This is a genomic window from Paenibacillus sp. FSL R7-0313 (assembly GCF_037969885.1).
In the GTDB taxonomy this organism is placed as follows: Bacteria; Bacillota; Bacilli; order Paenibacillales; family Paenibacillaceae; genus Paenibacillus.
In genome coordinates this window covers 3,087,083-3,113,967 of sequence record NZ_CP150219.1, presented here as the reverse complement: position 1 = coordinate 3,113,967, position 26,885 = coordinate 3,087,083, and the positions used below count along the sequence as shown (strand labels likewise).

At 46.2% G+C, this 26,885-nt stretch carries 17 protein-coding genes and 2 pseudogenes; 11 read left to right on the top strand and 8 right to left on the bottom strand.

Going from position 1 to position 26,885, the window contains the following annotated elements:
• Positions 1–173: 173 nt before the first annotated feature.
• Together NSQ38_RS13665 and NSQ38_RS13660 are read left to right on the top strand one after the other, a co-directional pair.
• Positions 174–5,147, top strand: coding sequence for a discoidin domain-containing protein (locus tag NSQ38_RS13665; protein WP_339789987.1), 4,974 nt, complete (start codon positions 174–176; stop codon positions 5,145–5,147).
• Positions 5,148–5,462: 315 nt separating this feature from the next.
• Positions 5,463–5,909 (top strand): OsmC family protein, encoded by a 447-nt coding sequence (locus NSQ38_RS13660; protein WP_339789985.1) that lies wholly within the window; start codon positions 5,463–5,465, stop codon positions 5,907–5,909.
• A gap of 302 nt (positions 5,910–6,211) precedes the next feature.
• On the opposite strand, the gene NSQ38_RS13655 is transcribed toward NSQ38_RS13660, so the two are convergent.
• Entirely contained in the window at positions 6,212–7,771 is a 1,560-nt protein-coding gene (locus tag NSQ38_RS13655; protein ID WP_339789983.1) for an acetamidase/formamidase family protein, read from the bottom strand.
• A 307-nt stretch (positions 7,772–8,078) separates the two neighbouring features.
• On the opposite strand from NSQ38_RS13655, the pseudogene NSQ38_RS13650 reads away from it, so the two are divergent.
• Positions 8,079–8,177: pseudogene (locus NSQ38_RS13650) on the top strand (sulfurtransferase); the annotation flags it as partial.
• 95 nt (positions 8,178–8,272) lie between these two features.
• On the opposite strand, the gene NSQ38_RS13645 reads toward NSQ38_RS13650, so the two are convergent.
• Positions 8,273–8,860: a DUF1629 domain-containing protein gene (locus tag NSQ38_RS13645; protein ID WP_339789980.1), complete on the bottom strand. Its 588-nt coding sequence runs from the start codon at positions 8,858–8,860 to the stop codon at positions 8,273–8,275.
• A 66-nt stretch (positions 8,861–8,926) separates the two neighbouring features.
• Positions 8,927–10,636, bottom strand: a complete 1,710-nt coding sequence (locus tag NSQ38_RS13640; RefSeq protein ID WP_339789979.1) for an AraC family transcriptional regulator — start codon at positions 10,634–10,636, stop codon at positions 8,927–8,929.
• Positions 10,637–11,113: 477 nt separating this feature from the next.
• Between NSQ38_RS13640 and NSQ38_RS13635 the strand changes: the two genes are divergently transcribed.
• Positions 11,114–12,085: a phosphotransferase gene (locus NSQ38_RS13635; RefSeq protein WP_339789977.1), complete on the top strand. Its 972-nt coding sequence runs from the start codon at positions 11,114–11,116 to the stop codon at positions 12,083–12,085.
• Between the two features lie 50 nt (positions 12,086–12,135).
• Positions 12,136–12,918: an ankyrin repeat domain-containing protein gene (locus NSQ38_RS13630; protein WP_339789974.1), complete on the top strand. Its 783-nt coding sequence runs from the start codon at positions 12,136–12,138 to the stop codon at positions 12,916–12,918.
• Positions 12,919–13,081: 163 nt separating this feature from the next.
• On the opposite strand, the gene NSQ38_RS13625 is transcribed toward NSQ38_RS13630, so the two are convergent.
• Both NSQ38_RS13625 and NSQ38_RS13620 read right to left on the bottom strand, forming a co-directional pair.
• A complete protein-coding gene (locus NSQ38_RS13625) occupies positions 13,082–14,119 on the bottom strand; it encodes an FAD-dependent oxidoreductase (RefSeq protein WP_339789971.1) in 1,038 nt (345 codons plus the stop codon).
• Positions 14,120–14,170: 51 nt separating this feature from the next.
• Positions 14,171–14,527, bottom strand: coding sequence for a helix-turn-helix domain-containing protein (locus NSQ38_RS13620; RefSeq protein ID WP_339789969.1), 357 nt, complete (start codon positions 14,525–14,527; stop codon positions 14,171–14,173).
• A 140-nt stretch (positions 14,528–14,667) separates the two neighbouring features.
• Here NSQ38_RS13620 and NSQ38_RS13615 point away from each other — a divergent pair, with 140 nt between their 5' ends.
• On the top strand, positions 14,668–15,021 hold the full coding sequence (locus tag NSQ38_RS13615) for a DoxX family protein (RefSeq protein WP_339789966.1): 354 nt from the start codon (positions 14,668–14,670) through the stop codon (positions 15,019–15,021).
• A gap of 34 nt (positions 15,022–15,055) precedes the next feature.
• Positions 15,056–15,241: pseudogene (locus NSQ38_RS13610) on the top strand (iron(3+)-hydroxamate-binding protein fhuD); the annotation flags it as partial.
• A gap of 180 nt (positions 15,242–15,421) precedes the next feature.
• Here NSQ38_RS13610 and NSQ38_RS13605 read toward each other — a convergent pair.
• Both NSQ38_RS13605 and NSQ38_RS13600 read right to left on the bottom strand, forming a co-directional pair.
• On the bottom strand, positions 15,422–17,152 hold the full coding sequence (locus NSQ38_RS13605) for an exosporium glycoprotein BclB-related protein (RefSeq protein WP_339789965.1): 1,731 nt from the start codon (positions 17,150–17,152) through the stop codon (positions 15,422–15,424).
• A gap of 33 nt (positions 17,153–17,185) precedes the next feature.
• A complete protein-coding gene (locus NSQ38_RS13600; RefSeq protein WP_339789964.1) occupies positions 17,186–17,545 on the bottom strand; it encodes a hypothetical protein in 360 nt (119 codons plus the stop codon).
• A 904-nt stretch (positions 17,546–18,449) separates the two neighbouring features.
• Here NSQ38_RS13600 and NSQ38_RS13595 point away from each other — a divergent pair.
• The 3 genes from NSQ38_RS13595 (at position 18,450) to NSQ38_RS13585 (ending at position 23,452) form a co-directional block, all read left to right on the top strand.
• Complete coding sequence (locus NSQ38_RS13595) at positions 18,450–20,390, top strand: carbohydrate-binding protein (protein ID WP_339789961.1); 1,941 nt, start codon at positions 18,450–18,452, stop codon at positions 20,388–20,390.
• Positions 20,391–20,423: 33 nt separating this feature from the next.
• Positions 20,424–22,487 carry a family 43 glycosylhydrolase gene (locus tag NSQ38_RS13590; protein WP_339789959.1) on the top strand — a complete coding sequence of 688 codons (2,064 nt, stop codon included), beginning with the start codon at positions 20,424–20,426 and terminating at the stop codon, positions 22,485–22,487.
• A 245-nt stretch (positions 22,488–22,732) separates the two neighbouring features.
• Positions 22,733–23,452 carry an SDR family NAD(P)-dependent oxidoreductase gene (locus NSQ38_RS13585; protein ID WP_339789956.1) on the top strand — a complete coding sequence of 240 codons (720 nt, stop codon included), beginning with the start codon at positions 22,733–22,735 and terminating at the stop codon, positions 23,450–23,452.
• 76 nt (positions 23,453–23,528) lie between these two features.
• Here the strand turns inward: NSQ38_RS13585 and NSQ38_RS13580 are convergent, their stop codons facing one another.
• The gene (locus NSQ38_RS13580; protein WP_339789953.1) at positions 23,529–24,557 is read right to left on the bottom strand and encodes a hypothetical protein; all 1,029 of its coding nucleotides are present in this window, start codon (positions 24,555–24,557) and stop codon (positions 23,529–23,531) included.
• Between the two features lie 247 nt (positions 24,558–24,804).
• Here NSQ38_RS13580 and NSQ38_RS13575 point away from each other — a divergent pair, with 247 nt between their 5' ends.
• Complete coding sequence (locus NSQ38_RS13575; RefSeq protein WP_339789952.1) at positions 24,805–26,880, top strand: methyl-accepting chemotaxis protein; 2,076 nt, start codon at positions 24,805–24,807, stop codon at positions 26,878–26,880.
• The last annotated feature ends 5 nt before the right edge of the window (positions 26,881–26,885 follow it).

Genomic DNA, 26,885 nt, shown 5'->3' with positions numbered 1-26,885 from the left:
CACAAAATGTTCGATATACAACAAATGAACATCCGCATATCCCATGTATGCATCCTGAAATCTACCTCAGAAATGCGGTACGGGAGAACAGAACAATACATATAACAGGTTGTTAGGAAACAGAGAAAGTTCTGTCTGGTTGAAAGGCAGGAACTAACAAAGGAGAAGAAGATATGAAGGGACGAACGAGTCACAAACGAAACACACGCAGCATCTGCGTGAACTTGCTGTTATCCATGCTATTGTTGGTCAGCAGCTTGCCGCTATGGCCTAGCAAGGCAGCAAACGCTGCTGCAGAAGGGTCATATCTCTTATCCCTGAACAGACCGGTGTATAGCTCCTCATCCCTTGGTGGGAATACAGCCGATCATGCCGTGGATGGCAACAAAAATACCCGATGGGAAAGTGTGTGGCAACAGGACCCTCAGTGGATCTATGTTGATCTGGGTGCAGTTGCTTCCATCTCCAACATCTCGATTGAGTGGGAAAATGCCTATGCTTCCGCCTTCGACCTTGAAGTGTCGGATGACGAAGTCAACTGGAAGCAAGTGTACTCCACAACGAAGGGGCAAGGCGGTCTGACAGAAGTGGAGGTTTCCGTCAATGCACGATATGTGCGTTTGTTCAGTCATGAACGGGCGCAGCAAGCCTATGGTATTTCTCTGTACGCGTTCGATGTGTATGGAACGGGTGGAGCAAACCCACCTCCAAAACCAACTGCCGCAAACCTTGCCCTTGGTAAATCGGTTATAGCGTCGTCGGAAGAGATTGACGAACCTAGCCGCTCCGCCGAAGACAAGGCCAAAATGGAGAAGAGCGATTATGAAGCGCGCAATGTGACAGATGGTGATCCAGGTACACGCTGGTCTTCCATATACAAGGATCAGGAATGGATTGTTGTGGACCTTGGTCAACGTCAGGAAATCGGAGAAATTTCTCTGCAATGGGAAAATGCGTTTGGACGTGCTTACGACATTCAGGTATCCGACGACGCAAAGCAATGGACTACGCTGTATCGGGAGTTACACAGCAATGGAGGACGGGATGACATTCCTGTATATTCAGAAGCCAGATATGTCAAACTCGCAGGTCATGGCCGAGGTACAACCAACGGTTATTCACTCTATGCCTTTGATGTATATGAGTATATTCAAGGAGATGAAAAACCGGTCTACACCATTCCGTCTATCCCGGAGATGAGCTCGGTACAAGTCGGCGCTGGCAGTTATGCCATTAATGACATCACGATGCTGCAACCGAAAAACCCTAAAAATCGCACAGCTGACATCACCGCACCGATTCCATCCAATGACTGGTGGCAATCGATTCTCGTTTCGGATTTAGGAGATGGAAACAGCCTGGTCACGCTCCCATTCAAAAATCGATACACCAAACAGGGGCTTCATATTTTGAATCCTGGTGCTGGATACGTTTCTGCTGATGGCAACTCGATGGATGCAGACGGTGAAGCAGACCTCATCCTGATAACAAGCGATATGAACCCAGCCGAGGTCAATACCAAGATCGCAGGATACGGGGATTACTCCGCTAACATCATCATGAGTGATGATGACACGGCAAAGGTCAATACAACCTTTGTAAAAGGCTCCCCTTTCCTGTACAACACGTTTGAGAACCCGGACACCATCCTGATTCGTTCACCGAACATTACACGTCTCTTTGATGATCAAAACCGTGAGATTGTGTTGCAGGATGGGGAATCATGGACAGGAGATCATATCGGTGTAGAAGTCACCAATCAGGACAGAGCGCCTTCGCCGCAAACTTTTACAAGAAACTATGGTCTTTATGCACCTGAAGGAACCACATTTATAAAGCTGGGCAATACACTCAAGATTAAGCTGGGATCAAGCGAAAATTATTTGTCGCTCGCTACCCTGCCATCTGCATCAGAATTAGCATACTATTACCAACACGCCTATGCTTTTGTAACGGATACGAAGGTCGATTACGACTATAACGAGAGCACTTCACAAGTTACAACGACCTTTAACTCCGTTACACAAACGAAGCGTGCCAACTTTTCCGCCGACACATTAATGGCTTTGTTCCCGCACCAGTGGAAACTTGCAACAACTCCACTCACGGAGCTCGCTTATCCTTCTATTCGTGGAATGATGATAGTGAGCGAAGGCAACAGCTTTACGACACAGGATCGTTTCTACGGAATTATTCCGCAATTTGTGGAGCCGGATGATCCGACATACTCACGCGCGCAATTAATCAGTTATCTGGATCAGCTTGATGCAGATACGTCAGGCAATTTAATGAGCGAAGATCCCTACTGGCAGGGGAAAAAGCTTCATCCGCTTGCACTAGGTGTGCTCATTAGCGATCAGCTTGGAGATCAGGAACGTCGGGACCACTACCTGTCCCTGTTAAGAAGCATTTTGACCGACTGGTACACCTATTCACCGGATGAACGTCTGCACTCCTATTATTTCTATTACTCGGAGCAATGGGGAACGATCTTCCCTTATGGAAGCGGGTTCGGGGTCAATACCGGACTGACGGATCATCATTTTACGTATGGCTATTACGTCTTTGCATCTGCGGTGCTGGCTATGTATGATCCAGCTTTTGTACAGGATTATGGCGATATGGTTGAACTGTTGATCCGGGATTATGCCAATCCTTCACACACAGACGATCAATTCCCATGGATGCGTAATTTTGATCCTTATTCAGGTCATTCCTGGGCGGGCGGTTATGCCGACAATCGCAGCGGAAACAATCAGGAAGCTGCAGGTGAAGCTCTGTTCAGTTGGGTTGGACAATATATGTGGGGCGAAGTAACGGGGAACAAAGCCTATCGCGATGCGGGCATCTGGGGCTTCGTCACAGAGGAAAAAGCGGCCGAGCAATATTGGTTCAACTACGATGGGGACAACTGGCTGGAAGGATACAAACACGCTACCGTAGGGCATGTATACGGCAGTGCTTACCTGTATGGCACGTACTTCTCCAACGAGGCCGAGCATATTTACGGCATTCACTGGCTGCCGCCCGCAGAGTGGATGACCTATTATGGTCGTGATCCGAAGAATACCGCGGCACTATACAACGGTCTGATCAAGGATCTTGGTGGCCAGCAGGAGCACACATGGCAGCACATCATCTGGCCATTCCAATCCATCGGGGACCCGGAGACTGCTCTTGCAAAGTGGGATACAAAAGAGATGCAGCAAAACGAAGTCTTTAACGCCTACTGGTTCATGCATAGCATGGCATCCACAGGAACACGTACCATGGATATTTGGGCAGATTCTCCCGCAGCAACCGTATACGAAAAGGACGGTGTCTACACGGCGCAAATCTGGAATCCGTCAGATACCGCCAAAACGGTTCGTTTTTATAATGCAAGCGGAGCTTTGGGTTCAGCTACCGTCTATGCGAAAGCTCAAGTGAAAGTCAATCCATTGGAGCATACAGTGGTCAAGCAGCCAGATGCTTCACAAGGCGTCACCTATCTGGATCGCAGCGAATGGACGATTACCGCCTCTTCCAGTTCGGAAGCAGTCGAACGCATGATTGACGGAGATTTGACTACCCGCTGGTCATCTGGACAAACGCAACAGCCTGGAGACTGGCTCCATATTGATCTGGGCAACGAGCAGATGATGGACACACTTTTCATGAACTCCGGCAACAGCGGAGGTGATTATGCCCACGGGTATGAAGTTTACGTTTCGAAGGACGATGAAAACTGGAGCAAGCCAATTGCACAGGGAACAGGCTCATCTCCAAGCCTGTCCGTCGATTTGGGTATGCAGACGGCGCGTTATATCAAAATTGTATTGACTGCTCCCGCAGACAGTTGGTGGTCCATCTCGGAACTCAAGCTCGCCCGATTTGGAAAATTGCCTCAGACCCCTGAGTATCCAAATCCAGCTCCGTTGTCCGATCGCTCAAACTGGATCGTGACCGCTTCCTCCACGCAAGGAACGGATGTCACGACTCACATGCTGGATGGAAATAAAGACACGTTATGGACGAACGGGCGAAAACAAACGAGCGGACAGTGGATTACGATTGATCTTGGGGAAACGAGTGCTTTTGACGCAGTAGAGCTGGACCCGGGGAACGCGATGGATGACTATCCACGGCAATATCGCATTTTCGTTTCCGATGACGGGCAAAACTGGGGAACCTCTATTGCTGGAGGCGAAGGCGTGTCAGGACGTCTCTCCATCACCTTCCCTGAGCAGCAGGCTCGTTATGTGAAGATCATGCAGATGGGTGAATCCGATCAATGGTGGTCGGTCTCCGAGCTATTTGTTAATCACTATGGAACAGGAAAACAAAAACGTCTGCTTTCAGATGCATGGTCCGTCACAGCGTCTTCCGATGAGGAAGCTGCAACGGCGATACTGGATGGCTCGAACCAAACACGCTGGACTTCCGGTCAGGCACAAACAGGCGGTGAGTGGCTTCAGCTGGATCTGGGCAATTCAGAGACAGTGAACCGGATTGTACTGGATAGTGCGCACAACAGTGAGGATTATGCTCGCGGTTATGAAGTATACACCTCTCTGGATGGCATGGATTGGGGTAAAGCTGTGGCTATGGGTGAAGGGAAAAATGCCTTGCTCTTCATTGCATTCCCTGCTCATGAGGCCCGCTATATCAAAATCGTTCAGACCGGAACGGATTCTCACTGGTGGTCTGTAGCTGAAATCGCAGTTTATACTGCCGATCAGACACCATGGGCACCCGGGGAACAGGATGATCTGCTGCCTACCGAACTGGATCGGACATCTTGGACAGCTACAGCCTCCACGTCTGAAGACGTTGGTGCACTGCTGGATGATGATCTGAACTCACGCTGGACCTCTGCATCCGGACAACAAGCAGACCAGTGGATTCAGATCGATCTGGGAAGCATCCAGAATTTCAGCCGATTAACTATGGACTCAGGCAGCAGTACCAATGACTATGCCCGCAGTTTTACAATCGTCACTTCAACGGATGGCGAGCATTGGAATCCGGTTTCAGAAGCTTTGGGAACAGATTCTTTAATCTCAGCGACATTCACCAACCAGAAGGCACGATATGTCAAAATTGCTTTGACTACGGACAATGCTGAGTGGTGGTGGTCTATTGCTGAATTGAAGCTGTACCATTGATACGCTGAATTAAAAAACCATCAATTTTACGCAGCATTAAAAAATCATTAATCTAAGGAATTGAATATCGTTCATCCAGCCACCTCTCTCCCTCAATTTTGCAGGACAGGGGTGGTTTTTTGGTAATCACCCGCTTCTAAATGTAATAAGCAGTAGCAACTTTAGAGACCAGCATATGCTTCTTTGCGCTGTTCCCGAGATCAAAAATATTGGGAAATTGAGGATTGACAGCGCAAGTTATCCAATCTAATATAATCTTAGCGGAAAACTATGAATAAATTCAGTATCAATAAACCCACTAAAGGAGACTACAAAATGGCTGCCCTCCAAACGTTTAAAGCATCTGCTCATCTGCAAAACGGAGTTCAAGTGAAAGTAACATCTCGAAACTTCGAGTTTATTATCGACGAGCCCAAAAACTTGGGTGGAACCGATACCGGCATGAATCCGGTGGAAGCTTTACTCGCCTCACTGGGAGCATGTCAGTCGATCGTAGCTAGGGTATATGCACCTAAATTTGGGGTGAATCTCAAGGATTTTTTTGTGGATGTAGAAGGCGATATTGACCTGGATGGCTTTTTCGACAAATCAGAGGTGCGTCCGGGCTATTCCGATATTCGGTATACATTCCGTATCAAAACAGATTCTCCCCAAGAGCAGGTTGAAGCATTTGTACAATTCCTGGAGAACAAGTGCCCGGTTGGAGATACGTTGGCACATCCGGTTAATCTCAAGTTGGACAGAATTATCATCGAAAACTAAGCAGCCTATAAATACCGTGAAACCGGACTGATATTGGATTGCTAACCGTACAACATATTTAGATATTACAAAAGCCCGCGTTTTTCGCGGGCTTCTGGTCATAACCTAATAAACTCGGCTATAAACTTCGTTTGGCCCTTTGAGAAAATATCCTGTTCGAATTAAAGACACTCTCCTTATTTGTTTCCAACAAGCGCCTTTCTGTACGAAGTAGACATAAATTGGCAGCTTTTTTTGATTCATGATAACAAAAAAACCGTGATGGACATCTGTCCACCACGATTGAATAATGAAATCTATTATTATTGCTTTTTACTTAACGATACATTTGCTGTTAACGTCTTGTCGATCGTCGCCCAGTTGACATAAGCACCTAGTATTTCATTAATAACAGAGACCGGAACTACAGTTTCGCCATTTAAAAGCTTTGGTACGTTACTATTGAACACTAGTTTATCGTTAATTGAATACACATCTGAACCAATTTGAGCACTTATATTTTTCGTGCCTAATTTGATTTGAGTTGTACGCGTCTTATGATCCCATACTACTGTACCGCCCAATAGCTCCGAAATTGTTCGAATCGGTACGTAAAACTCATCGTTATGAACAACCGGTTTGATTGTCGTACCACCTACATTCATGGCAACGTCAACATATTCAAGGAAATCGGTCTTTCGAATGAGTCCATGAACGCCTTTCGTTCGGTCTACCACCTGAGATACTTCATAATCCGTTGCGGCCGATAGGTAAGCATAAGCTACACTTCTATCCATATCAAGCTTATCGGATAAGAATTGAATCGATTCACGTACGGATTCTTTCATTGCTTCATCCAAATCAGGGTCCAGTCCAATTGGAATCCAATAATCCTCTGTTTCAGCAAAGGGTTGCGTGAATTCTCCACGATGGGGCAGTGATGGATCACCTTTCTTTAACACCGTTAACCGAACTGTCCCCCTTAAGGAAGCTTCCAATGCAGTTAACGCTACTTCTCCATCTCCTTGAGCAAAGTGCGGATCTCCAGTATAGAATAGCCCGCCTTTAACTTGAATCGGATAATAAATAGTTGCACCAACACCCAACTCATTAATATCCATATTCCCTCCTGTTTCAATAGGTGGGATCGAACTCACAACTTCGCTGGTATTTGGTGCAACCCCCATAACACCTAAAAACGGGTTAATTGGGAAACGTACATTCTTGCCAGCTTTTGTTGGTAATACCCCATACCAATTGCCGTTGATTTCTTCAATAGGCGTAAATATAGATACATTATTATATAATTCCGGTTTTGTTGCGCTAGCTCCCTCTTGTGGACCTGTGTTTTCTGGAAATTCGTTAGGAAGAGCACCTTTACCATGGCGATTAGAAATGACACCATACGGAACTCGAGTCTGCAACGAAAGGACTTCTACTTTAAGAACATCTCCTGGCTCCGCTCCCTCAATCGCTACCGGCCCAGTGATAATATGAGGTCCGTCTTTTACATAATCATGCTTAATCGCAGAAGCCGCAATTGCCTTCGCATCATCCAACACTCCATCGGGTGAGATACCGAATTTGCCGAAGTACTCCACTGGATTTCTCCCCTGATCCTCTATCAATCCCTCATGGGATACCGTATCAAATGTTACAGCACTTCCTGATGGTACAGTAAGAATCGGAGAGCTGTCTCGATTAGGCAGTGATCCCCAGCGAATGTTCTCAATCGCAGACGTTACATAATAATCACCTTCTACCTTATCGATGGTTGTTGGTTGCAGTGGCATACTAAAGCCCACTGAAGGTAGAGCAAATGTAAACATACTTATAATCCCTACTGAAACCCCAAATTTCCTAATCGTTCGGTTAATAAACATTACGCTCCCCCTCTATACTATGTAATATTTTCTAACACAAACACACAATAACATATAAATACATTTACAACAATATTTTTTTGTCAATAAAAGTAACATTGAATAGCTGAAAATAAAGAAAAAACTTATAAAAACAAAAAAATATGTCATTATACTTATCATACGAAAGGCGTGTAAAACTAAAATAGTTCTAGTAACTTGAGGACCCTACTTGAGAGATTGGAACAAACGAAATTAAGTTGCATGGAAATTATGTATGTCTTTCATGTTTCTGAACTCGCGCAGGTATACTACTACACTCTCCGTTTCAGGCTTAATCACCTGTCCGTACGTGATTGCACTGCAAGAAGCGGGATTCTCGAATGTGAAGTTGTATTCCGGAAGCTGGAGCGACTGGATTAGCTAAGAGGGGAATGCCGTGGCTAACGGGCAAAAATAAAGACTAAAGAGCCCACGTTTTGCGCGGGCTTCTCTGTGCTTTCATTATATCCATGTAGCATTTTAGATGCTTACATTTCCGACTTCTGTCACGTTCAGATTTAGCTTATGTTTTCGGCATAATTCGTAAAAATCTTTTGAAACAATGGGTTTGAAGATATTTATATAATCCAGCATAAAAAATTCATGCTCGCCAATTCGCTCTTCATGAAGGCAGATTGAAGATACAACTTTGACGATCTTACGTGGAGGCTGTTGTACAGATGCAGCAATGACCGCTTTGCGCCCATATTCCGAACGTTCATAATCGAAAACATCCAAACGATCGAGCTGATGTGCAGTCCAATAGTTTTTTTCAACCGCACGACCGTCGTGGTAACACACCGTTGTCGGAATAAACTGTGTATTTGTTTTCGTTTCCTCCAACAGCGTTTTAAAACGATCTGATACATGTCTCGTTCCTGTGATCGTCTCAAAATAATCCACGTTCAGGTCCCGCACCGTAGGCAGTAACTCAACCTCTGCCGTTGTTCCCTCGGGCAACGGATTCTCTATCGCCAAATAATTCATATCTAATTGGGGAGTGAAGGTTGTTCCGCCACTAATAAACCCTCTACGTGGATATTGAGATTCCAGAAAATAATAGTTCAAAAAATGATGCCTCCTTTCCTAATGAAGTGCCTTTCAATCGATTATACGGGTAAATGGCCCCTCCAATTACTCCGCGGTTTTAAGCAAGTTATCCACAATAAAATCAAGCTGTTTGTCTAATGAATAAATATCATTGTAGAAAAATAAACCAAAGCTCATATCAATCAGACGTCCTTCTTTGACTGCCGGGATGTTATTCCAAATTGAATTGTCTGACAGATCAACCATTCCTTCAAAGGAAGAACGGAATATATAATCACCCACATATTCAGGTAATACTTCATAAGAAACGTCCTTGCTTGTCGCATCGTTTCTTGCGTTTTCAATTTCACGTTGCAAGACTTCAGGTGCTTTCATTCCTAAATATTGATAAATAATCTGCGACCCCCGGCCATAACCCAAGCCTGTCATTACAGCCATGGAACCTTTGTTACTTTCCATAATTGTGACGGTTTTATCCAAGATACCTGCTTGTTCAAGTTTTTCCTTGCTTTGCTCAACCTTTTTATGAAGGTTATCTAACATCTCCTGAGCTTGTCCCTCTTTACCCAGAATTTCTCCAAGCAAATTCATACGTTCTTCTACTGGCAGGTCATAAGGAATATATACTGTAGGGGCAATCATTTTAAGTCCTTCATATATTTCTTCATTGGTAACAATAATGAGATCGGGATTAAGCGCAGTTACTGCTTCCGGGTCCGGCTTAAATGCTCCTAATGAGGTGGCACCTTCCAGTTCGCTCGCAAAAGCCGCTCCTTCTTCTATAGAAGAAATCCCCACAGGATTTACGCCTAAAGCAAGCAAATCACCCATTAGATACAGGACAACCACTCGTTGTGGATTAACCGGTACTTCAATATCACCTTTTATGGTGGTTACGGTCTTCATTTGAGATTGTGTAGCTGTATTGTTAGAGCTGTTGGCCGCTACCTGGTTCGTTGGCTTCCCAGAACCTTCATTTGCCGAAGGACTTCCTGCCCCACCAGTTGAACAAGCGCTGAGCAATAGGGTTAAACAAAGTAATAATGTGATAGCCAAGGGTGTCTTTCTACTTCTGTACATCAATAATTCCTCCTCAAATATATGCTGATTATGATAATCATTATCAATATATAAGGAAGTTAGATCCTGTACAATGCCTAATCGTGCCACATTCGATGGTACATTAGGACTTTCATGCTGCTTTCGATAACGAATAGGTGCAATCCCCATATATTTTTTAAATATTTTAGCAAGATAATAACCATCCGGATAACCAACAGCCTTGGCAATCTCCTGTAAAGTAGCATCTGTAGCAAGCAGCAGTTCCTTCGCTTTGTTCATCCGGATTTGAATGACAAAATCAATCGGACTATGACCAGTCTGGCGTTTGAATAGCCTTGATAAGTGACGTGGACTGCTGTCCATAAGCTCTGCTAACAGGTCCATTGTAATGGGTTCAGCGTAATGTTCCTGCATATAGTATTTCATTTGTGCAACCAGGTCTGGCTTTATTGTAGGCAAGCGTCGATTGTGGATTTGCCATAATAACTCGTATACAAATTGATAAAATAATGACTTCACATGGAACTGTTCCAGTGCCTCTTGCTCTTCCCAAGCTGTCATCATGTATTGTACTTTGCTTAACAAGGAAACAGGCTGATCAGGTGTAAAGCCATATTGAAGCTTGAAGGGATTACGGTGCTCCATCAAGACCAGGATATCCTGACGCTCAGGTAGCGGGATGATGGCTTTGTAATAAATCATATAATATTCAAGGACCTCTTCAACAGGCAAAATGTTCAGGCAACAGCCCTTCCCACCATGCAAAACATGGAATCGCGAGACCTGATGATCTTCTCCATCCAACTGTATAACAGCATTGCCACGCACCGTGTATAAGAAACAGCTCGCAGGGAATCGATAGGAGTAAAGTCCCTCCTTCCTTTGCATAGTTATATGGCGAATATCCATTATTTTAATAGATGCCTTGTTCCATAATAAAAGATGTTCATTGAAATGTAAGATGGCTTCCCAGCTCCTTAAAAATCATTGGTCATATATAGTCAACAGAGAGTCAACTTGCATGCAAAATAGGGGCCGGATCACCCACTAACGTGAGTACCCGACCCCTTTCTTTAATATACATATGAATATACAGACCTTAATCAACACTTTAACAGATTGAAAATAAACAGTCTATATTTTTGGGAAAATATTCTATATATTTAGGTAGCTGGCCGGCAAAATACAGATGAAACGGAGCATACATCAATGATGTCCAACAACCATCTTACTCGTGAAGAATTACAGGATTATGTGTACAATGTATTTGGTGCCGGTTACCACATAACGCAGAGCGCAAGAATTCATGGAGGCGCACAAAAAGTCATTTACAAAATTGATTGCACGAATGGTTTCACTTGTATGTTGTACGTTTGGGATATTTCCAGCAACTATTTTCAGGAAGAGATCTTGAATGAACCCACTTTCCACAGTTCCTATGGCAGCGAACTTTTCACTTTGAATACTCGCTTTCTCGCTCAACATGGAATTCGAACACCAACTTTGTATGATCTGAATAACGATAGAGACCGGCACGCTTATGATTTTGCTCTTGTTGAGTATGTGGATGGACAGAAAGCCGAAGCCTATTTCCAGCATAAAAATCACAAAGATCGGAATGAGTTGTTTCAACGGATCGGGGATATGTTGTCTACTATGCATAACATCCAAAGAAACGTTTATGGAAACGCCAACGATAACAGCAAAAAGGCTGGACCTTGTTACAAAATTCAGCGTTTGGATGCCGAAACAGCCTTATCCTATGCATCCAAACATATGACAGATATCAGGAAAAATAACGAAAGGCTGCTTGAGAAACTTTACGAATTGGAAGCAGCCATTCAACCCAGAGATCTCTATAGTTTCATTCATGGAGAGTTAGGTCCGGATCATATATGGATAGATCATGCTATGCAACCATGCCTTATTGATATTGAGGGCGCAGGATTCTTCGATCTCGAATATGAGCATAGCTTTCTGGAATTTCGATTTGGAGACTTTTATCACTACTTAAAAAATAACGATCTCGACCCGGAGCGGATGACATTTTATCGATTTTGCCATCATTTGTCCTTGATATCAGGAGGATTGAAACTGCTTCACAGACAATTCCCCGATCAACAATTCGCTAGGGGTCTCGCGGAGTATCATGCCAGATGTGCAATTCAGATGCTTATGTGATAAGAACCATATACATGAATATGGATATAAGCCTGAAAGGAGGTTTGAGCATGGAATTTATTTACGAAGATGAAAAACTTGCAGTGAGCGTTATTCAAGCCATTCACACTGGAGATATTCCAACGTTAGAGCAGCAACTGACAGAGAATCCGGGATTGGCAAAGATAAGAATATTGGAAAGAAAGCCTGACAACGTAGATGCAGACTCCAGTATCTCTCGAACGCTGCTGCACGTGGTGACGGATTGGCCGGGGCACTTCCCTCATGGAGCGGATACCGTGCGAGTATTGATCAAGTTCGGTGCGGAAGTGAACGCTCCTTTGGTCGGTCCAAACATCGAGAAACCTTTGCATTGGGCTGCAAGCTCCAATGATGTTCAAGTGCTCGATGCCCTTCTTGATGCTGGTGCAGACATGGAAGCGCCTGGCGCGGTGATCGCCGGTGGCACACCGCTGGACGATGCTATTGCTTTTGCACAATGGGATGCAGCACGACGCTTGGTTGAGCGCGGTGCGATCTTTGCCCTTTGGCATGCGGCCGCCCTAGGAGATATTCACGCCATACTAGAACATTTTAAAGGAGTCAAACTCCCGGAACGTTATCCTTGGGGAACAAGCACCTCCCCTTCTCCTCCCGATGCAGTAACCGTTGCCTTCTGGTGCGCTTGCCATGGAGGTCAAAGAGAAACAGCCGAATACCTGCTTGACCACGGCGCCGAACTGAACTGGATAGCCACCTGGGATGGAATGACTCCACTGGACACGGCAAAACGCAATTTTTCAGCCGAATTAATCCCGTGGCTTGAAAGTCAAGGTGCCACGTCTGCTAGCTAGTTTCACAGGTAGATAAATGGCTAGCATGGAATTGCCAATCGCCAGCGATTTAGTTATGAGGAGAATCCAGTGGCTACTGGGAAAGTGTAGAAGACTCCAACAATCATACACAACGAAAAGGACATCGCCACTTGAGCGATGTCCTTTTCGTTGTGGAGTGATCCTAGAACCGTGAGAGGCGACAAGGGTCTAATTCATTTCTTGATTTGCCATCAATAATTTCACTTGCAGCCAGATTCGCAATCAGCGGCGCCAGCGTAATTGCAGAATGCATTAGCGTCAGATAAAGTCCATCAATGTGATCATGGAAGCCCACAATCGGATAACCGTCCTCAGGCATGGGTCTCCATCCAACCTTTATGCTCTCCAGTTCCAGTTGATTTCCGTGCTTGAGACTGTGACGCAATGTGTCGTAAGCTCGCTTACCGACCGCCTGTGGTCCGTTTTCCTCCGACTCGTCGATATAATCTTCCGCAGCCAGCAGCGTATAATCTGTCAGTTGACGCGCTTCAAATTGCGCATTGGATATTAATGTGTGTATCAGTTTATTAGCAGTTTTCATCCGAATCAGAATCGAAGGTGACGAAGTTACCGGCACGTGACAACCTAACGGGTTACAAAGTTCGGGTGTACCTGTTCCTGCCGCCAATACCACAACATCCGACTCCACAAAACTTTTGGATGTATGAACACCAACCAGACGGGAACCCTCTTGCTTCAGCTGTGTAACGTTGGTGTCGAACTGAATCTTTGCTCCGTACTCTTGCGCTTTGCTCAACAACAGCTCCGTTACAGCAATAGGGTCGACCGCACCTTCTTCGCTGACAAACATGGCTTCATCCGGATATTCCTTCAGATTGGGCTCCAATGCCTCAAGCTGCTCCCGGTTTAATTTTTGAAAGTGTTGCTCCCTTAGAGGCGGAGTGTCCCAAGTTAGCGCGCCATGCCAATGAATGTTCAGTTCGGACAACTCTTGCTGAAGTGTGTGATATTCTCCCACAGCTGCATCGTACAAATGCCAGTATTCAGGAGCCACTCTATGCGTCGTATGTATCCAGGCAAATGATTTTTCCGTGACTTCACGCGCCGCGGCTGAATGCCGTTCAATAACGGTTACATTTTGATTTCGTTTGGCTAGATGATAGGCCATACACGCCCCAACAATCCCTGCACCAATGATCACAATTTTTTGTTTATTCAAAACTAACTCTCCCTTGTCACCCTATCCCCCCAAGGAATCGATTTTCCGAGGTTAGGATGGGTGTGCTCCTTTTTCATCTTCTTCGCCGTACAGCTTCTCCATATGCTGCATATGGCCGGCTCCCCAGTTGCTCATTGTCTGGAGCACAGGTTTCATGAGCTGTCCGTACTCCGTAATCGAGTATTCGACCTTTGGCGGAATTTGCGGATACACTTCCCGATGCACAATATCGTGATACTCCAGTTCTTTTAACTGCTGGGTCAGCATCTTTTTCGAAATATCTGGAATGGCTTTTTGTAATTCGCTGAACCGCATTGTACCGTTGCTCAGCAGGCGTAGAAGAATCAAAGATTTCCATTTACCCGTGAGGATATCCAAGGCCGTTCCGAATCTGCAATACACCGTCATTCTTTTTCCTCACTTTCTGACCATACCCAGGTTTACTTTTGGTTACCTGGTTAGGTTTAAGTGCCTACTTCCTGATTCGGCTTTCTCACTTTAGTATAGAGGCAGATATTAAAATCGAGCAAGTAAGGGGAAAAGAAAAGATGAATGTAACGTTATGGATCGTACAAATCATATTGGCGCTAGGTTTCGTATATTCAGGATGGATGAAAACCATTCGTATCGAGTCGTCAAAAAAGACCTGGGCCTGGGTCAATGATGTGCCGAAGAATCTAGTTGTTCTGATCGGTATCGCGGAGCTACTAGGAGCACTTGGCCTAGTTTTGCCTTGGGCGCTGAACATCACTCCTGTGCTTACACCCATCGCCGCGATTGCTCTGGCTACGGTCACCCTTTTCGGGATGCTGTTTCATATTCGGCGTAAAGAGTACCGGGAGCTCGGCGTAAATATCTTTTTTATAGTTCTGGCATTGGTCATAGTTTTTGGAAGACTATAAAGGAAACGGTGAAGTACAAATCCCAAAAAACCTTAAAAGTGGATGGACAGGTGATAAGAGTGGGGATTCCGTTTTTGAAGGTCCTATCTGGGATAACCTCCCTGCTGTCCAGAATAATCACGTTTATCGCGAGGAAAGCCGTGGCTTCGTGTTTAGTGACCCAATTTCGTTGGAAGCCCAACTAAAATTTGTCGTAGACAGCCTAACCAAAACAGAGTGAATTTGAGTAGGCCACGGTATGTACGAGGCGAGGAGCAATCCTCCTCTTTTTATGTTTTTGTATAGTCCTTATCTTTCATTTGAAGAGAGTTTGAAAACAAAAGCACACACATAAACAGGGACCTCTCACCATGTTGGCAAGGGTCCCTGTCTTTAAATCTGTTATATAGCCCATTTTCCGTTAAGTGATGGTAAGGCCGCCGCTTGCATATCCAGCTACGGTTGTAGCCACATCAATTCCGGCTGTTACTGATGCTGAGAACACCATAAGCAGGCGGTCACCGGCAGATACCGGAATACTCAGTCCTGTTGTCACTCCGCTGGATATTGTGCCCAGTGCCAAAATGCCGGTCAGTGGAGGAGCTAAGGTTACCAATGCACCCGGTACAGCTGTAAAGGAGTTATTAGGTGTAGTGGATCTGAATAATTGTGCAGTTAAGGTTACTGTAGATCCAACCAAACTAAGTCCAGCTGTCGTGCTGAAATAAGCGGCCAGTGAAGTAATCGTTCCTGCACGCGATGCCGAGAAAGCAAAGTTAAGCAATGTGCCTGCAGCGCCTGTGAGATCAATAATTCCTCCGTTAACACTTACTCCGGTAGCACTGTTGCCAAAACCAACTAAACTGGAAGTATTCAAAAGTCCACCCAAAACTGTAGTCAAGACAACGGGAAGTCCTGATGCATAAGGAATAATTGTTCCAGAACCTGTCGCTCCCGTAGCCCCGGTTGCTCCGGTTGTACCTGCCGTGCCTGCCGTGCCTGTCGCTCCCGTTACACCCGTTGTACCCGCTGTGCCTGTTGCTCCCGTTGCACCTGTTGTGCCTGTTGCTCCCGTTGCTCCGGTTGTACCTGCTGTACCTGTCGCCCCGGTTACTCCGGTTGTACCCGCTGTACCTGTCGCTCCTGTTACTCCGGTTGTACCTGCTGTACCTGTCGCTCCTGTTACTCCGGTTGTGCCCGCTGTACCTGTCGCCCCGGTTAATCCGGTTGTGCCCGCTGTACCTGTCGCCCCGGTTACTCCGGTTGTGCCCGCTGTACCTGTCGCCCCGGTTACTCCGGTTGTACCCGCTGTACCTGTCGCTCCCGTTACTCCGGTTGTACCTGCCGTGCCTGTTGCTCCTGTTGCTCCTGTTGTACCTGGCGTGCCTGTCGCTCCCGTTACTCCGGTTGTGCCCGCTGTACCTGTCGCTCCCGTTACTCCGGTTGCACCTGTTGTGCCTGTGGCTCCCGTTGCTCCGGTTGTGCCCGCTGTACCTGTCGCTCCCGTTACTCCGGTTGCACCTGTTGTGCCTGTGGCTCCCGTTGCTCCGGTTGTGCCCGCTGTACCTGTCGCCCCGGTTACTCCGGTTGTGCCCGCTGTACCTGTCGCCCCGGTTACTCCGGTTGTACCCGCTGTACCTGTCGCTCCCGTTACTCCGGTTGTACCTGGCGTACCCGTCGCTCCTGTTGCTCCCGCTGTACCTTGTGCGCCTGTTGCACCTGTCACTCCAGCTGTCCCTGGTGTGCCTGTCGCTCCCGTAGCCCCGGTCGCGCCTGTAGCTCCGTTGATGCTTGGGGTTTCACCCAGCAATTCGGAAGAAACCAAACGATGGGCAGTTACCAATGCGCCTGTGCTGCTCTTACCCCATACTGATACTTGAACAGGATCATTAACCGTCGCTGGTGTTGAAAAAGTAAACTCGAAGGCATCAAAATTAGCATAATAGTTGTTGGTTATTACTTGATTGGGTACGATGTCAAAAGACTCACTGACGTACAGTACTCTTATTCCACTTTCCATGTAATACCCTTGTATCTGTACGGTTGAAGCTGTGGCATTACTACGGTTATCAATTCTGACAGTAACGGTCTGAGTCGGTCTTACACCGCTAACAGCATTATTTTCAATCGGCCCTGTTGATAAAAAGCTCATCGCTACATCTCCTCTTTTGGGGATTTTGATCTGCTAGATGTCATTAACTGTTTTTTCGTGCTGTACCACTCGGTGTGCATCAACCAATTGTCCAGAGGCTTGTTTGCCCCACACTGAAATCTCTACTTCCTCCACGCCTTCCACATCTGTTCCAAAAACAAACTCAAAAGCATCTAAATCTGCAAAATAATTTCTGGTCGCTGCTTCATTAGGGGCAATACTGATTACTTCACTCACATACAGCGTTCTTGTTGTGCTTAGCACATACCCCTGAATGGATACTGTTACAGAATCCACCTCAGCCCGACTTACCAATCTAATCGTTACCTGTTGGGTCGGTCTAACCCCGGAAACCAGATTGTTTTCAATCGGCCCAGTTGACAAAATAGCCATTTTCCCATCCCACCTTTATGAACCTCTGAGTCTAGCAGTATTTGGCATAAGCTCACTCGATAGTAATATTCAAACACTCAATCAACGGTGTGGACAAAACACAGGGGGCAATCCACCATTATCACTTAACAACCCTTTACGCACAGGGCTTTAGCTATACAAAAATTGGAATCTGTACAACAAAGAGAAGAAATTATGCAATGTCAAAGTTGGTCAGCAAGTAAGAGTAGATTTTGTTATGTAACCAGGATCGATTTCAGAAAATAACGAAATGACCGTTCCCCCGGTAGATTCCAGGGAAACGGTCGCAGCTTAAGACGTCTTTTTCTCGTATCTAATTGTTGGCCGGGCAAAGCTATGCTTGAAAGTGTAGTTTTATAGAGTACGAGATAGTATTTTTACCATCAAGCCCAATGTTAAACACACAGAATAATAATGGTCTTCTTCATTCTCTACTAAAAATAGAAAAAGATTGTATTATCTTAAAATTGTGATATGATATCGTCAAGTTAATAAACATTTAAAAGAAAATATGAAAAATAATTACATTTAAATGTGACCAAACTTCTTTCTTCGCCAAATTTCAGTGTTCTAACCCATTTTATTGAAAGCGATTACAAAAAGAAACCTGACAGATTATAGCTTTTCTAATCGCACTCATAGATGCAGGCTTACTTCGGGTTATAGCCACTCCCCTTGCTGCCGTGACCACGTACCCGGTGCACAGGTCGTCTGGCTTAAACCATATATGACAACATGAAGACTTATCCTAACAGCCAACCTAACCATTATTTCAAGAAGGGGGTGACATGAGGGAAATCTCTTCGTTTTTTCGGCATTTCATCATCTCAGCTATTCTGAATTTCAGCTCACCAACTAATCCAATCTCATGGAGGCGAAACGTATGATTCGTAAACCGCTAGTTTTGTTGTTGTCGTGTCTGCTAATCTTTGTCACCCTGCCCGTTGAATCCAGCCATGCAGCCAATGCAGCCGTTGCCAAACTTCCTGGAAACTCTAATCCCCTCATCGATCATAAACTGGGAGCCGATCCTTATGTGCTCGTCCATAACAATCGGGTCTATGTCTATATGACAGGTGATGCATATCTGTACAACAGTGACGGCTCTGTCCGAGAGAACCAGTACAGCACGATCGGGAAAATTAACGTCATCTCTTCAGCTGACATGGTGAACTGGACAGACCATGGTTCCATCCCGGTAGCGGGCGCGAATAATGCGAATAATGGACAAGGGATTGCCAAATGGGCTACTCAGTCCTGGGCTCCTGCCATGGCGAAGAAAACCATTGCTGGCAAAGAAAAGTTTTTCCTGTATTTTGCCAACTCAGGTGGAGGTATTGGCGTACTCACGGCGGATTCCCCCATTGGACCGTGGTCCGACCCGCTCGGACGTGCCCTCCTGACACACGGAACACCGGGTATGTCCGGCGTAACCTGGCTCTTTGATCCGGCTGTACTTGTCGATGATGATGGTTCTGCTTACTTGTATGCTGGAGGCGGCATTCCAAACGATACCAACGCTGCTTCCATTGCCAATCCCAAAACAGCTCGGGTCATTCGTCTCGGTGCCGACATGACCAGTGTGGTGGGCAGTGCTGTGACTATTGATTCTCCTTATATGTTCGAAGATTCCGGCATCCACAAGTATAACGGCAAATATTATTATTCCTACTGTATCAACTTCGCGGGAACACATCCCACTGCATATCCAAAAGGTGAGATCGGATACATGGTCAGCGACAGTCCGATGGGGCCTTTCACGTATAAAGGACACTTTCTGAAAAATCCTGGCACATTCTTCGGCGTAGGCGGCAATAACCACCATGCCGTGTTCCAATTCAACAACGAATGGTATGTGGCGTACCATGCGCAAACGGTAAGCAAGGCATTCCTCGGTGATGGTAAAGGGTACCGTTCCACACATATCAACAAACTGACACATAATGCGGATGGAACAATCCAGGAAGTTCAGGGGAATATGACAGGTGTACCTCAGACTACTAGCCTCAACCCGTATGTCCGCGTGGAAGCAGAAACCATTGGCTGGCAAGCAGGAATTAACACTGAACCAAGTCAAGCGAGCGGTGGCCCTGTAGCCAATCAGAATGTCACTAACATTCATAACGGGGATTGGATCGCGGTCAGTAATGTTGATTTTGGCTCAGCTGGAGCCTCCAAGTTCAAGGCCAATGTCGCTTCTACCGGAAATGGCAACATCGAGGTTCGACTGGACAGTCCGACAGGCCCACTAGTTGGAACACTTAACGTAAGCTCAACTGGTGGTTCGCAAACTTGGCGCGAGATGGAGACCAATGTTACCAATGCTACAGGGGTACATCGTTTGTATCTGGTGTTTACAGGCTCGGGCAATGGAAATCTGTTCAAACTGGACTACTGGCAATTCACATCCGGTTCGGGCGGCAACCCTAACCCAAATCCTAATCCTAATCCCAATCCAAACGTTACCCGTTACCAAGCCGAGAATATGACGCTTGGCGGCCAATACGCTGGCGTAATCAGTTCCCCTTTTAATGGAGTCGCTCTTTACGGGAACAATGATTATGCAGCATACAATCAATATTTTGCATTCCCAACCCATCAATTCTCTGTTCGCGGCGCTTCCAACAACAATAATACAGCTCGTGTTGATCTGGTCATCGGGGGTGTAACCGCTGGTTCTTTCTACTTCACTGGAACGGAGCCGACCGTTCAAACCCTCACCGGCATCACTCACGCTACAGGCAATCAGGAAATCAAGCTGGTCGTAACAACGGATAATGGTACTTGGGATGCTTACATTGATTATCTGGAGTACTCTCTTTAATTCATAGGACATGATCAATTGGGAGGATAGAATATGTGGAAAAAAATCAGTACTCTTCTACTCGCTCTTCCTTTGCTTATAACATCATTCCCTTTGACAAGTCCCGCTGCTTCAGCCGCAACGTTCAGCAATCCGGTTATTTACGCGGATGTTCCTGACAGTGACGTCATTCGGGTGGGCAATGCATTTTATATGACAAGCACAACGATGCATATGAATCCGGGAGTACCCATCATGAAGTCTTATGATCTGGTCAACTGGAGCATCGTAAACTATGTATACGATATGCTTGGGAACGGGGACATACAGAATCTGAACAATGGACAAAACGAGTACGGACGTGGTTCCTGGGCAAGCAGCTTACGGTACAACAACGGTATATATTATGTGGCCTTTGGCTCACTTTCCACGGGCAAGACGTATATTTACCAAACCAGCAATATTGAAACAGGACCATGGACACCTTACACATTGAACAGTTATTACCATGACCCTTCCCTTTTGTTTGACGGGAATCGAACCTTTCTTGTTCATGGCAGTGATAACATCAGTATCGTTGAGTTGACACCAGATGCCAAATCCGTCAAATCCGGCGGGCTCAATCAGGTCCTGATTCCAAACGCAAGCAGTGTAGCCGGCTCCAACATGATTGTAAAGGCAGAAGGAGCACACATTCAGAAGATCAATGGTATGTACTATGTATTCCTGATTGCCTGGCCTTCGGGTGATGGTCGCATTCAGCTTGCCTATCGTGCAAACACATTGACAGGTCCATACACAGGTAAAGTTGTACTCAGAGACTCGGGAATCGCCCAAGGAGGCATCGTGGATACCGCATCCGGCGCTTGGTACGGCTTGCTGTTTCGTGATAGTGGGGCCATTGGACGCATCCCCTATCTCGTTCCTGTGACGTGGTCGGATAACTGGCCTGTGTTTGGGGTGAACGGCAAGGTTCCCCTTAACATGAATATGCCCGTTGAAGGTCAGCCTGCTGCCAAAATCTACGGGTCGGATGAGTTCAACGCAACCACATCAGGCACACCCTCAGTAACGCAACTGTTAGTGAACGGCGGCTTTGAGGAAAGTAACATTCAGCCGTGGACCAGCAATAATACGGCGAACATCACCGTAACAAATGCCGAAGCGTTCAGCGGTACAAAAAGTCTGCTCGTCAGCGGCAGACAGCAGACAGCAGGCGGAGCCAAACAGATGGTTACAGGCAAGCTGGTACCGGGAGGAACATACTCTTTTTCGGCAAAGATCAAATACACTACTGGTCCTGCAACCAAAACGTTCAATCTTAGCATCCAGAACGGTGCAAGTTATACCGGAATTACCATTATGGGCAGTGCGACGTTAACCCGCGGACAGTGGGGTACCATTCAAGGTACGTATACCGTTCCGTCAAATGCAGACCTGTCCCAAAGCTTTATTTTTGTGGAAACACCGTATAACTCGAATCCGGACCCGACCAATGATCTGATGGCGTTTTATGTGGATGACGTCTCCTTGACGAGCAATTCATCTTCCGGTACATCCAGTCTCGCTACTTTCTGGCAGTGGAATCATAACCCTGATGCTGCCAACTGGTCCCTGCTCCAGCGGCCCGGTTTCATGCGGTTAACCGCAGGCAAACTCAGCAAAAACCTGTTAGAAGCCCGCAACACGCTGACACAACGAACCTTTGGTCCAAAAAGCACAGGGATGACCGCTTTGGATACAGCAGGCATGAAGGATGGTGATTATGCTGGACTCGCTGCTTTTCAGGCCAAATATGGTTTTGTCGGGGTAAAAATGACGGGCAGCACCAAATCCATCGTTATGGCTAATGCCAGTTCTGGCATCATGACTGAAGTAGCAACTGTGCCATTAAACCAGAACAGAATCTATCTCCGCCTCATCTGTGATTTTACGAACCAGACCGACAAAGCCTACTTTGCTTATAGCCTGAATGGCAGCAACTGGACAACCATTGGCAATACACTTCAAATGTCTTACACCCTGCCACACTTTATGGGATACCGGTTTGCACTATTCAATTATGCAACGAAGTCTACCGGAGGATATGCAGATTTCGATTATTTCCGCGTAGAATAAATGTAGTTTTATTCGGTTATTAATTTTTCGTTTATTGATCAGGACCTGGACTTCACCATGTGTGGAGCCAGGTCCTTTCAGTACATTTCTTATGAAGAGCTTCACCTTTTAACTTCAAAAATCCCGAATCTTGATAAGGATGAAGCATAACTCATGTAAACTTCATGTTCCATATATCACCTCTATAGTAAGATATAGATTAATGTAAATACTTAATCATTTCTAATCTGTAAGGAGGGTTTCATGTGAAAAATATAATTGTCTTCGGTGCAAGTAAAGGATTGGGCGATGCATTCGTCCGAGGCGTGCCACAGTCCGGCGATAAAGTTTGGGTGGTCTCCCGCAGCAAGCCGGAAAGTCTGTCCGTGGAGGATGGCGTCGAGCGAATATGGATTCAAGCTGATCTTTCCGAGCTTCAGGCCGCGGAGCAAGTTGCCAGCCAACTTCAAGGCGAGACGTTGGATGTGCTTATTTATAACGTGGGAATCTGGGAAAAGGAAGGATTTGAAGAGCACTACACGTTTGATAAGGATGAACCCGCAGATATTAGTCAGCTGATCCATGTGAATGTGACTTCTACGATTGTATGTATACAGGCTTTACTGCCTCAGCTCCGCCAATCTGAAGCAGGGAAGATCATCCTGATCGGTTCAACAGCCGGTTTGAGCAATGCAGGCAGCAGCCAGGTTTCTTTTGTCGCCTCCAAATTTGCCATACGGGGTATCACGGAAGCTCTAAGAGAACATACGAGAGATGACCGGATCGCGGTGACATGTATCAATCCGGGAGAACTGGCGGCAGAAATTCCGTATGAAGACGGAATGGAACGTGCACTCGCCGAGTATGACGGGACCCGTATTCCCCTACAGGATATGGTCGCCATCGTTCGATGTATTATCAGCTTGTCCAAAGCGGCCTGCGTGAAAGAGATCAACATACCCGCATTAACGGATACAAACACCTAGATAACAAGACATCTGCCCGCCTCAATCGGTCCGTTCACCTAAGTTCGTTCTGTATATATGCTGGACAAAAGCTCGTTTACATTAATACTTGCGACAAGTGTGCAATACCTATGGAATTCATGCGTTCATGTTCAGGGATATTTTCATATAACAAATGGGATTTTCCTGCCTTGGCCAGCTGATCACGCATAGCTGCAATCCGTCCTTTATTAACATCAATAAAACGAAAATCGATTTGGCGCAACTGCTCCATCCCGGTTAGTCCAGCAAACGAATCCGCCTTGAGCGCCGTATTCATCTCTTTCAGTTCAATAGACTCCAAAGCACGGGCTGTCCATAGATGTGTGGTATCTCGCAACGATTTCATATAGTCCAGTTCGAGCTGTCTGAGAGAGGTCAGATGGGAAAAGTCGCATAACTGCTCCAACTTGGGCAACGACAGATGCAGATATTCCAACCCGCGCATCTGTTCGAGTCCCTGAATACTCGTCAGCTTGCGAACAGAGCTTAGCTTCAACATCGAGATGGTCGACTGTGTCAATACATCCAGTCCCCCTTTTAACTCACAGTGATCCAGTGACAGATACTGAAGCATGGGCAATTCCGCTAACACATCAACACTTTCGACCGTGCAGTTCAGAATGAGCGTATGCAGTTGGAGACAAGCCGCAATGGAGTCAAATCCGTTGAATTTGCCACGCAGTTCAAGAAAGGTCAATCGTTTGTAGTGTTTAATAAAATCGAGCCCGGTCGCCTTTGCAGGTGAATTCAATCTTAGAAACTGCATCTGCTCCATCGCACCCAGTATCGTCAAATCCTGTGCCTGCGAAAGATCAAGCTGCAAGGCAGACACATGTTTCAACTGTGCCAGTCGCCCTAAAAATCCCGACGAATATACCCCTTTAGGGTCCATATGTGATATGTGCAGGATCAGATCCGGCCGGGCAAAGAACACTTTAGCATCTAGCTCGGCAAGGTCCTCGTATGTATCCGCGTCAACGCGAAAATGAACCGTTGCTCTGCGGCGCAACAGATGCACCGCCTGGTGCATCTTTTCGGCATTCCATGGAACCCCCTGTATCGAAGCATGCCATGTCTTATTCACAGATAATCCCCCTTTTTCCACGCCTATGGTTCCAATTCATTCCATTATAAACAACATTACCTGGATGAACCACCACTGGACCCTGTTTTTTTTCATACCTATCCTCTTTCCCCCTTTCATTTTCTCAGCCCTTTCCTTCCCGTTGCTTTCAGGATTATTCGACAGAAATCTACAGAAAACTATAGAATATGCCGACATATAACTTAGGCGTTTTGAGCTTTTTATTAATCATCTGGGGAGATGGGATATGTCGAACATGTTGAACAAGTGGGGGAAAAAGGGAGCACGGACATCCAGTATGGCAAATACGTTGTCCATTGTGCTGCTCGTCATTATCGTAGTTGTCTTTGCCGTACTGGGAACATTTATGTTTGCAAGCACACGAAACATTCTGGTGAAACAGCAGGAATCCATGCTCGAGACCAAGACACAAGCCATTGTTAGTGAATTTGATGCACTATTCAAGGAAAAGGGCGCGCTGGTCAAGCAAATGTCCACCAACACATTATTTCAGCAATACATAGAAACAACAGCATCTGCTGCGGATGCGGCAAGTTCTACCTACGCTGCGGAAACACAGGCGACACTCGCCGCTATCGTTAAGGCAGAGCCTTCGTTTGCCGATGCCTGGGTGGCGGGTCTGGATGGAAAAGGCTTTTGGATTCAAAACGATGGTGTTGTATCTGCACCGGACTTTGATATCCAGTCACGTCCATACTACAAGCCGGTTACCGCCGCAGACGGACTTTATTTCTCCGATCCGTACATTGATATTGCAGCAGGCGATGTACTCATGGGTATCTTTTATCCGATCAAAGACGACAACAACAACACGATCGGCTTTGCCGCAGCGGATATTGCATTCAAGGATATTCCGGCGATTATGGAGAGTTATTCCCTTGGAAGCACGGGCTATTCCATGTTGCTCTCCAAGAGTGGGGAAATTCTGTACCATCCGGATCAAGAGAAGGTATTGAAGGAGAACATCCTGGACAGTACGGGGGACATAGGGGACATCGGCAAGAAAATGCTTGCCGGTGAAAACGGCGTACAGCTTATGAACGACAATGGGGAACGTCGTTATATCGGCTACGCAACCAGCAAGGATACGGGATGGTCCGTTGGTCTGACCATATCCGAAGAAGAAGTTCTCGCGGAATTAAAAACATTCACGTGGATTACGCTTGGCGGTTTTGCTGCAGCCACCCTTCTACTTGTGATTATCTGTTACATTACCCTTCGCCGTCTGTTACGCTCCATACCACAGCTGCTGGCCAAGATTAAACAGATTGAACAAGGTGACCTGACTGTGAAACTGGATATCAAATCTAATAATGAAATTGGACAGATCGCCACAGGCTTGAATTCCATGGTGCAGAAAATTCAGAGCATGCTGCAAATGGTCGGTAGCTCGGCGCAAATCCTGAACCAGTCGTCGAATGATCTGCAAGCCATCTCCTCTCGAACAGCTGTAACCATGAATGACACATCAACAGCTATTAACGAGATTGCCAATGCAACGAATTATCAGTCCATCGAAACGGAAAATATTTTACGCAAAACAGGCTCTTTATCCAGCCAAATCGATGAAATTGCGACCGATGCGCAGGCTATGGGAACGGTCGTGCAGACATCTGCCGATCAGAGCAGCCAAGGACTCGCGGTCGTGGAGCAATTATCAAAATGGTCCGAGGAGAACCATCAGTCCACCCAAGCAATGTCCTCTATTATCCAGGAGATTGACCTGAGTCGGAATGAAATATCCAGTTTTGTGGATACGGTCAAACAGATAGCCTCTCAGACAAACCTGCTTGCCCTGAATGCCTCCATTGAGGCTGCACGTGCTGGCGAACATGGACGAGGATTTGCCGTCGTTGCCGAAGAGGTCCGCAAACTTGCAGAACAGACGGCTCAGGCAACAGAGGAAATCAACAAAAAGGTGAATGTTATTGAAGAGAAAACGACCCTATCGGTTGAACATACCATGCGCGGTATGAAGATTGCGGAGGAGAATGCCAAATCCGTAGAAGATACCAAACATGTATTCTTCAGTATTAACCAAGACCTGAAAGATCTGCAGCAACGTATGATGCAGATTACCACTAATACCGCCAATGTACACAAACACAAAGATGAGATATTCCAGGCACTGGAGATTATCTCTTCCACCACAGAGGAGAACTCGGCATCGACGGAAGAAGTAAGCGCCAGCACGCAGGAGCAGCTGGATAGTATCGAACAGGTAGCGGATCTGTCAAAACAGTTGAACCAGCTATCTGGCAAACTGCAAGAGGAACTAAGTCAGTTTAAAGTAAAGTCATGATCCAC

Bases quoted from the DNA above. Each gene is read 5' to 3' on its own strand.
- NSQ38_RS13590 (WP_339789959.1), top strand. From the start codon at position 20,424: ATGTGGAAAAAAATCAGTACTCTTCTACTCGCTCTTCCTTTGCTTATA.
- NSQ38_RS13665 (WP_339789987.1), top strand. From the start codon at position 174: ATGAAGGGACGAACGAGTCACAAACGAAACACACGCAGCATCTGCGTG.
- NSQ38_RS13655 (WP_339789983.1), bottom strand. From the start codon at position 7,771: ATGTTTATTAACCGAACGATTAGGAAATTTGGGGTTTCAGTAGGGATT.
- NSQ38_RS13660 (WP_339789985.1), top strand. From the start codon at position 5,463: ATGGCTGCCCTCCAAACGTTTAAAGCATCTGCTCATCTGCAAAACGGA.
- NSQ38_RS13620 (WP_339789969.1), bottom strand. From the start codon at position 14,527: ATGACGGTGTATTGCAGATTCGGAACGGCCTTGGATATCCTCACGGGT.
- NSQ38_RS13605 (WP_339789965.1), bottom strand. From the start codon at position 17,152: ATGAGCTTTTTATCAACAGGGCCGATTGAAAATAATGCTGTTAGCGGT.
- NSQ38_RS13635 (WP_339789977.1), top strand. From the start codon at position 11,114: ATGATGTCCAACAACCATCTTACTCGTGAAGAATTACAGGATTATGTG.
- NSQ38_RS13595 (WP_339789961.1), top strand. From the start codon at position 18,450: ATGATTCGTAAACCGCTAGTTTTGTTGTTGTCGTGTCTGCTAATCTTT.
- NSQ38_RS13615 (WP_339789966.1), top strand. From the start codon at position 14,668: ATGAATGTAACGTTATGGATCGTACAAATCATATTGGCGCTAGGTTTC.
- NSQ38_RS13630 (WP_339789974.1), top strand. From the start codon at position 12,136: ATGGAATTTATTTACGAAGATGAAAAACTTGCAGTGAGCGTTATTCAA.
- NSQ38_RS13575 (WP_339789952.1), top strand. From the start codon at position 24,805: ATGTCGAACATGTTGAACAAGTGGGGGAAAAAGGGAGCACGGACATCC.
- NSQ38_RS13600 (WP_339789964.1), bottom strand. From the start codon at position 17,545: ATGGCTATTTTGTCAACTGGGCCGATTGAAAACAATCTGGTTTCCGGG.